The following is a 7,712-nucleotide window of genomic DNA, read 5'->3' on the forward strand; positions in this document are numbered from 1 at the left end:
CTCGCGCTGACGCTGGCGGCGGTCGCGGCGCGGCGCAGCGTGCGGCTCCCGAAGGTCGCGGGCGGGCGGGCCGTGGCGGCGTGACAGCTTAAGTTGCACACTTGTGTGCAAGAAGAGTACGATCGTGGCATGCCCACCACCTCTGCACCCGGCCCTGCCGCGCCCGCCCGCGCCCCGCGGCGCGACGCGGCAGCGAACCGGGAGGCCCTCCTGGTCGCCGCCGCCGCCGCGCTCAACGAGGACATCGACGCCTCGCTGGAGGCGATCGCCGCCCGCGCCGGGCTCAGCCGCCGTGCGGTCTACGGCCACTTCGCCAACCGCGACGAGCTGCTGATCGACGTCTTCACCCGCGGCGCCGCCCGCCTGGCCGCGCTGCTCGACCCGGTCTCGCATCCCGACGCCCGCGTCGAGATCGCGCTGTTCGGGGCGACGCTCTGGTCGGAGGTCGAGCACATCCGCGTCAGCGCAGCGCTCGCCGTGCGCGGCCCGCACCGCGAACTCGTCGGCAGCGCGCTCGACCCGGCGCGCGAGCGGCTCCGAGCCACGGTCGGACGCGGGATGGCGGACGGCACGATCCGCGCCGACCTCGACCGGGAGACGGTCACGCGCCTCATCGAGCACGCGGCCGTGTCCGTGCTCGACGAGGCGACCCGCGCCAAGCTGTCGGACCACGACGGGCACCGGCTGGTCGTCCTCGCGGCGCTGTCGGCGGCGGGGATGGGCTGGCGCGAGGCGGGCGAGCTGCTGGCCGCGACACCGGAGCTGGCGTTCGAGGCTGTGCAGCCGGCGGCCACGGAGGACGCCACCCGATGAAGATCGTCCTCGACTCCGTCGCCAAGGGCCCGCGCGACGCCGCCCTCCCCACCACGTCCGTCGCCTTCGAGACCGGGCAGACCGTGCTCTCCCGCGCCGAGACCGAGCAGCGCCCGACCGTGCTCGGACTGATCGCATCCGGTCGGATGCGGCCCGACTCGGGCACGGTCACGATCGACGGACGCACCGACTTCGGAGCCATGCGCCGCCGCATCGCCCTGGTCGACGCCCCCGACGTCTGCGAGCCCGCTCCGGACGTGACCGTGGCCGGGATCGTCGCCGAGGAGCTCATGTTCGCCGGCCTCGCCTCCCACCCGCTCGCGGTGCGCCGCAGGCTGGCCGAGCTGGGCGCCGCCGACTACGCCAGGTACGCCATCGGCACCGTCCCTCCGACCCTGCGCATCCGGCTCCTCACCGAGCTGGCGCTCCTGCGCGCGGGCGTGGAGGGCGTCGTCATCGTGTCGCCCGACCGGCACGGCGGCGACCCGGTGGAGTGGTGGCGCTTCGCGCGCGAACTCGCCGGGCGCGGGATCGCCGTGCTCGTCGTCGCGGGTGACGCCTCCGCCGCCGCGATCGCGGCCTCCGCCCTCGTCTCGCGGCAGTTCGCCGGCGACGAGGACAGCACCGAGACCGCACCTCAGACTTTCGACGAAGATCCGGGCAGGGACGACACAGACGATCTCCTCGACCTGATCGTGGAGAACAAATGAAGATCCGAATCCCGCAGATGATCGCGGCGGAGTTCCGCCGCCTGACCGCCAGCCCGATGTCCATCGTCGCGCTCATCGCGCTGATGTGCGTGCCGGTGCTCTACGGCGGCCTCTACCTCTGGGCCAACCAGAACCCGTACGCGAACCTCGACCGCGTCCCCGCGGCCATCGTCGTGGACGACACCGGGACGACGGTGGACGGCAAGACGGTGAACTACGGCGACCAGGTCGCCGAGCAGCTCGTCGCGGACGGCTCGTTCCAGTGGCACCGGGTCGCCTCCGGGTCGGCGGCGACGGGTGTGGACGACTCGCAGTACGACTTCAGCATCACGTTCCCATCGGACTTCTCCGCCGCGCTCGCCTCCGCCTCCGGCACCTCGCCGCAGCGCGCGATCGTGACGCTGACGACGAACGACACCAACAGCTATCTGGCGTCGACCATCGGCACCCAGGCGGCCGAGAAGATCCGCACCTCCATCGTCAAGCAGGTGAACGAGGAGGCCGCCCAGCGCTTCCTGCTCGGCCTCGCCGACATCCGCTCCAGCCTCGTGACCGCCGAGGACGGCGCCGCCCAGCTGGTGGACGGCAGCGCGGGCGCGCAGACCGGAGCCTCACAGCTCGCGGACGGCACGGCCCGGCTCGCCGGCGGATCGCAGACGCTCGCGGCCAAGCTCGGCGACCTCTCCTCCGGTGCGGCTCAGGTGCGCGACGGCGCGGCGCAGGTGAGCGCCGGAGCCGCCAAGGTCGCGGCCGGCAACGACCAGCTCGCGGCGAAGGCGACCCAGGCCGGGCAGGCCGCGGCGCAACTCGCGGCCGAGGCACCCGCTGCCGGGCAGCAGCTCATCGCGCAGCTTCAGGCGTCCCACGTCGACCCGGCCGTGATCGCCCAGGTGCAGGCCGGGCTCACCGGCATCGACCAGAAGGTCCAGGCCGGCAACACGCAGATCCAGTCGGCCGTCGGCCAGGTGAACCAGCTCGCGGCGGGCTCCGATCAGGTCGCGACCGGCGCCGCACAGGTGTCGTCCGGGGCGACCCGGGTCGCCGACGGGGCCTCGCAGGCGCAGACGGGCGCGGCCCAGCTCGCGGACGGCGCGTCCGCCGCGGCGGCCGGCTCCGCGCAGCTCCGGGACGGACTGACCACACTGCACGACGGTACGACACAGCTCCATGCCGGACTCGCGAACGGCGTCGCCCAGATCCCGGACAACGCACCCGCCCTGCAGAAGAAGCAGGCGTCCACGATCGCGGACCCGGTGAACCTGAAGAACGACTCCATCACTTCGGCCGGCACCTACGGCGCCGGCCTGGCGCCGTTCTTCGTCGCGCTCGCGGGCTGGATCGGCATCTATGCGCTGTTCCTCATCATCAAGCCGGTCTCCCGGCGTGCGATCACGGCCCTGCACTCGCCGGTGAAGATCACACTCGCGGGCTGGCTCACGCCGGGACTGCTGGGCGCGGCGCAGATGATCGGGCTGTTCGCCATCGTGTCCGTCGCGCTCGGCTTCGGCATCCATAACCCGCTCGGCATGTTCGGGATGATGGCGCTCGCGTCCGTGACGTTCGCGGCGATCATCCTCGCGCTCAACGTCTGGCTCGGCAGCGTCGGGCAGTTCCTCGGGCTCGTGCTCATGGTGCTGCAGCTCGTCACGGCCGGCGGGACCTTCCCCTGGCAGACGCTGCCCGGCCCGCTCGCGGGACTGCACCACGTGCTGCCGATGTCGTATGCCGTGGACGGCATCCGCCAGCTCATGTACGGCGGCAACCCGGCAACGGCGTGGGCGGACGCGGGCGTGCTCGCGGTGTGGATGCTGATCGCGCTGCTGGTCTCGGCGATCGGCGTGACGCGGATGACGCACTTCCGCACGCTGCGGGATCTCCGGCCGTCGCTGATCGGGTGACCGGGGGCGGCCGTGCGGCGGGCACTCCTGCCGCGCCGGCGCTCCCACTGGGCGTCGGAGCGTGGCGCTAAGGTGGGCCGCGTGACCGACCGACTCCGGATCCTGCACCTCAGCGACACGCATCTCTACGGCGACGGCCGTCTCCACTACGGGCTGGTCGACACGCTCGCCGCGCTCGACCGGGTGCTCGCGCGCGCCGGCGAGCTGGAGGCCGTTGACCTGGTGGTGGCCTCCGGCGACCTGTCCGACGACGGCACGGCGGCCTCCTACCGGCTGCTGCGCGAACGGCTCGAGCCCTGGGCGGCCGAGCGCGGCGCCGTCGTCGCGTACGCGATGGGCAACCACGACCTCCCGGACGCGTTCGAGGAGGTGCTCGGGCCGCGCGAGACGAGCTTCGAGGTGCGCGGCTTCCGCGTCGTGACCGTGGACACCACCGTCGCACGCGCCGGCTACGGGCTGATCGGCGACGAACGGCTCGCCCGGCTGCGGGAGGCGCTGGCGGCGCCGAGCGCGGACGGCACGATCCTGGTGCTGCACCACCCGCCCGTCCCGCCGACGACCGGGCTGTTCGACTCGCTGCGACTCGTCGACCCGGAGCCGTTGCTCGACGTGTGCTCGGCGGGTGACGTGAAGCTGATCCTGGCCGGCCACTACCATCACGCGCTCATCACCGAGGCGGGGTCGCGCGGCATCCCGGTGGTCGTGGCGCCCGCCGTCGCCAACACGACGGACGTGCTCTGGCCGCCGCCGCGGCAGCGGGCGGAGCGCGGCGCCGGGTTCGCGCTGGTCGACCTGGCCGCGGACGGGCCGCTGCGCGCGGGGGTCGTCCGCGCGCCCGCCGCCGACGACGGCGAGACCGTCTACGACCTCGACGCCGACGCAGTCGCCCGGGTCGCGGCCGACTCCGGCTGGCACGGCGGCTCGTGAGCACGACCGCCGCGTACTCCGGCACGCCGCTCTGGAAGAAGCTCGGGCTCAAGCCCGGGATGCGCGCACAGCTCCTGCACGCCGACCCCGGCTGGGCGGTGCCCACGGAGGACGGACCCGCGGACGTCGTGTGGCTCGCGCCCGGCTCGGCCGAGCCCGCCGGCCTGATCGTCGCGTTCTACCGGGAGGCGGCCGACTTCCTGGCCGAGCTCGACGCGCTGGCGCCGCGCATCCACCCCGCCGGGATGATCTGGGCGGCCTGGCCCCGCAAGGCCGCGGGCCATGTCAGCGACCTCGACGAGAACCTCATCCGCAACACCGCGCTCGCCCGCGGCCTCGTGGACGTCAAGGTCGCGGCACTCTCCCCCGACTGGTCCGCCCTCAAACTCGTCCACCGCCTCACCAACCGCTGACCGCCACAATCTCTCCCGGAGTTGTGTACGCCCAAGCCCGGCGTGTTGCGTGCACAACTCCGGAACTGATGGCTGCTCAGGAGAAGGGCACGTGCTGGAGGACCCAGGCGTGCATGGCGACGGCGGCCGCGGCCGACGCGTTGATGGAGCGGGTGGAGCCGAACTGGGAGATCTCCACGATGGCGTCGGCCTCCGCCAGCGCGGCGGGCGACAGACCGGGGCCCTCCTGGCCGAACAGCAGCACGCACGCACGCGGCAGCGCGTACGTCTCGATCAGCACCGACCCCGGCACGTTGTCCACCGCGACGATCGGGAGGCCGGCCTCCCGCGCCCACGCCACGAACGCCGCAACGTCGTCGTGGTGGACCACGTGCTGATAGCGGTCGGTGACCATCGCGCCGCGCTTGTTCCACCGCCGCCGGCCGATGATGTGCACGGTGTCGGCGGCGAACGCGTTGGCGCTGCGCACGATGGACCCGATGTTCATGTCGTGCTGCCAGTTCTCGATCGCCACATGGAACGGGTGGCGGTGCTCGTCCAGGTCGGCGACCACGGCCTCCATGCGCCAATACCGGTAGCGGTCGATGACGTTGCGGGTGTCGCCGTGCCTCAGCAGCTCGGGGTCGTAGCGGTGGTCGTCCGGCCACTCGCCCGGCCACGGGCCGACGCCGTGCGTGGTCAGCTCGGCGGACGGCGGCAGTTCCGGCGGCACGGACGGCTCGGGCTGCGGGATCTCCGGACTCACCGACCCAGCGTAACGGCAGCCGTCCCGGGCGATCCGGTCAGCACACGGACCGCCCGCAACCCGCCGGGCAATATGCTGGGGGCGTCACATCACCACTGGAAGGGGTCCTGCGTGGCGCGACGCGACGAGATCGAATGCTGGCTGACCGACATGGACGGCGTGCTCGTCCACGAGAACTCCGCCCTCCCCGGCGCGCCCGAGCTGATCCAGCAGTGGCGGGACCAGGGGACGCCGTTCCTGGTGCTCACCAACAACTCGATCTACACCCCGCGCGACCTCGCGGCCCGGCTGCGCGCCTCCGGCCTCGACGTGCCGGAGGACTCGATCTGGACCTCCGCGCTGGCGACAGCCGACTTCCTGAAGTCGCAGAAGCCGGGCGGCAGCGCCTACGTCATCGGGGAGGCCGGGCTCACGACCGCGCTCCACGAGGCGGGCTTCATCATGACCGACACGAACCCGGACTACGTGGTCGTGGGCGAGACCCGCAGCTACTCGTTCGACGCGATCACGAAGGCCATCCGCCTGATCGGCGCCGGGGCGCGCTTCATCGCGACGAACCCGGACGCCACCGGGCCGAGCGCCGAAGGCCCGCTGCCGGCTACGGGCGCGGTCACGGCGATGATCACCAAGGCGACCGGCGGCATGGAGCCCTACGTGGTGGGCAAGCCGAACCCGATGATGTTCCGCTCGGCGCTCAACCGCATCGGTGCGCACTCCGAGAACACCGCGATGATCGGCGACCGGATGGACACGGACGTCGTCGCGGGCATCGAGGCCGGCCTCCACACGATCCTGGTCCTGACCGGGATCAGCGACCAGGCCGAGATCGACCGCTACCCGTTCCGTCCGGACGAGATCCTGTCCGGCGTGCAGGACCTGCTCACCTCGGGACCGGTCGAGACCGAACTCTGACCCGAGACCGGGCAGCCACGCCGCCCGGACGTTCCGCTCGGCCGCCACATGGTCGAGCCATGCCCCACCGAACGCGCCCCACAGAAAGAAGCACCACCATGGGCGTCCTCCCCCTCTACGACTACGAGCGCATCCGGTCGGCGATCCGCGAGGCGGCCCGCTCTGCGTGGCTCGAGCTGCGCGCCGCACGACCGAACGAGGCCTTCTACTACTTCGGGTTCGTAACGACCCCGAACTCCCACCGTCCGGCGCCCACGGCCTCCTCGTTCGAAGGGCTCGACCGCACTGTGGCGGGCTACCGGGAGCAGCGCATCGAGCTCCTCCACGACGAGCTGCGCTGGTCGGACCTGGAGTCGCCGTACGCGCTGTACGGCGACGCTCGCTTCCGGGATGTCGAAGCGCTGTTCGACGCGCTCGGCAACCCGTACGACCGCGCGCCCGAGGTCAACCGATCGCTGCGGGAGGCCATGGTCGGCGCCCTCGCGGACCTGGACGCCGACGGCTTCTTCGGGCGGGGCGCTGCGCGCGACGACGTCGTGCTCGACGTGACCGTCAGCGACGAGGCCGGCGCCATCGCGCGCCTCGCGTCGGCGAGCCGGCTCAACCCCGCGACGGCTCTCGCGGGCTACCCGCTCGACCGCCGCCGGGACTGACGACGGCCGGTCAGGCAGTCGGACCCGGCCCCGCCACCGACGACGTCAGCGGCTGCCCGCTGGAGCGGTTGGCGAAGCAGTAGTACGAGCGCTGGCCGCTCTTCCACTGCGCCTCCGTCGCCGGGAACGAGCCCTGCACCTGGAGGTCCGGGTACGCCGCGGCGGCCGTCAGGTCGATGACGCCGGTCGCCGTGCACAGCGTGTTGATCTGCTGTGCGAGCGCGTCGGCGCCCGGATACGGCGCCGCCGGATCGCCGGAGACGAGGTTGGTGTAGACGAGCTGCGCCGAGTGCGGTGCCGTGCAATCCACGACGGTGAAGGTCTCGGCCCACGGGTTGGTGAACGGCTGGACGCACTCGCCGCCGCCGAGCGTGTCCCAGGCATGCGTGCCCGGCCCGACGGCCGCGGCCGGCTTCGGGATGACGGTCGGCGTCGGCGTCGGGGTGGGCGTCGGCGTCGGAGTCGCCGACGGGGTACTGGACGACGAGGCCTTCGGCGCGCTGTCCGCTGCTCCGAAGAGTGCGGGCAGGCGCGTCCCGAGGGCGAACAGGCCGACGAGCACGAGGAGGACGGCGAGGGCGCCGAGGATCAGGACGAGGCGACGGTTGAGGGGGCGCTGGGGGGTGGAGGGCGGCGCGGGG

Annotated in this window: 9 protein-coding genes; 7 read left to right on the forward strand and 2 right to left on the reverse strand. The window is 72.8% G+C overall.

Annotated features, from left to right (window positions below):
• The first annotated feature begins 129 nt into the window (after positions 1-129).
• The 5 genes from AC3A3H_RS08250 (at position 130) to AC3A3H_RS08270 (ending at position 4,761) form a co-directional block, all read left to right on the forward strand.
• Entirely contained in the window at positions 130-813 is a 684-nt protein-coding gene (locus tag AC3A3H_RS08250) for a TetR/AcrR family transcriptional regulator (RefSeq protein ID WP_487614076.1), read from the forward strand.
• Positions 810-1,523, forward strand: a complete 714-nt coding sequence (locus AC3A3H_RS08255) for a hypothetical protein (RefSeq protein WP_487614077.1) — start codon at positions 810-812, stop codon at positions 1,521-1,523. The genes AC3A3H_RS08250 and AC3A3H_RS08255 overlap by 4 nt, the downstream gene beginning before the upstream one ends.
• A 2-nt stretch (positions 1,524-1,525) precedes the next feature.
• A complete protein-coding gene (locus tag AC3A3H_RS08260) occupies positions 1,526-3,421 on the forward strand; it encodes a YhgE/Pip family protein (RefSeq protein WP_487614084.1) in 1,896 nt (631 codons plus the stop codon).
• Between the two features lie 81 nt (positions 3,422-3,502).
• Positions 3,503-4,348 carry a metallophosphoesterase family protein gene (locus tag AC3A3H_RS08265; protein ID WP_487614078.1) on the forward strand — a complete coding sequence of 282 codons (846 nt, stop codon included), beginning with the start codon at positions 3,503-3,505 and terminating at the stop codon, positions 4,346-4,348.
• Positions 4,345-4,761, forward strand: coding sequence for a DUF3052 family protein (locus AC3A3H_RS08270; protein ID WP_487614079.1), 417 nt, complete (start codon positions 4,345-4,347; stop codon positions 4,759-4,761). The genes AC3A3H_RS08265 and AC3A3H_RS08270 overlap by 4 nt, the downstream gene beginning before the upstream one ends.
• A gap of 76 nt (positions 4,762-4,837) precedes the next feature.
• Here AC3A3H_RS08270 and AC3A3H_RS08275 read toward each other — a convergent pair whose 3' ends face one another.
• The gene (locus tag AC3A3H_RS08275; protein ID WP_487614080.1) at positions 4,838-5,506 is read right to left on the reverse strand and encodes a TrmH family RNA methyltransferase; all 669 of its coding nucleotides are present in this window, start codon (positions 5,504-5,506) and stop codon (positions 4,838-4,840) included.
• 111 nt (positions 5,507-5,617) lie between these two features.
• Between AC3A3H_RS08275 and AC3A3H_RS08280 the strand changes: the two genes are divergently transcribed.
• Together AC3A3H_RS08280 and AC3A3H_RS08285 are read left to right on the forward strand one after the other, a co-directional pair.
• Entirely contained in the window at positions 5,618-6,418 is an 801-nt protein-coding gene (locus AC3A3H_RS08280; protein ID WP_487614081.1) for an HAD-IIA family hydrolase, read from the forward strand.
• A gap of 98 nt (positions 6,419-6,516) precedes the next feature.
• Positions 6,517-7,071: a DUF4303 domain-containing protein gene (locus AC3A3H_RS08285; RefSeq protein ID WP_487614082.1), complete on the forward strand. Its 555-nt coding sequence runs from the start codon at positions 6,517-6,519 to the stop codon at positions 7,069-7,071.
• Positions 7,072-7,081: 10 nt separating this feature from the next.
• On the opposite strand, the gene AC3A3H_RS08290 is transcribed toward AC3A3H_RS08285, so the two are convergent.
• On the reverse strand, positions 7,082-7,712 hold a 631-nt coding region (locus tag AC3A3H_RS08290), incomplete at its 5' end, for a septum formation family protein (protein WP_487614083.1).

It is taken from the genome of Leifsonia sp. Soil_N53 (genome assembly GCF_057655165.1).

What these genes read in the sequence shown, in the direction of transcription:
- AC3A3H_RS08250 (WP_487614076.1), top strand. Translation starts at nt 130, where the DNA reads ATGCCCACCACCTCTGCACCCGGCCCTGCCGCGCCCGCCCGCGCCCCG.
- AC3A3H_RS08255 (WP_487614077.1), top strand. Translation starts at nt 810, where the DNA reads ATGAAGATCGTCCTCGACTCCGTCGCCAAGGGCCCGCGCGACGCCGCC.
- AC3A3H_RS08285 (WP_487614082.1), top strand. Translation starts at nt 6,517, where the DNA reads ATGGGCGTCCTCCCCCTCTACGACTACGAGCGCATCCGGTCGGCGATC.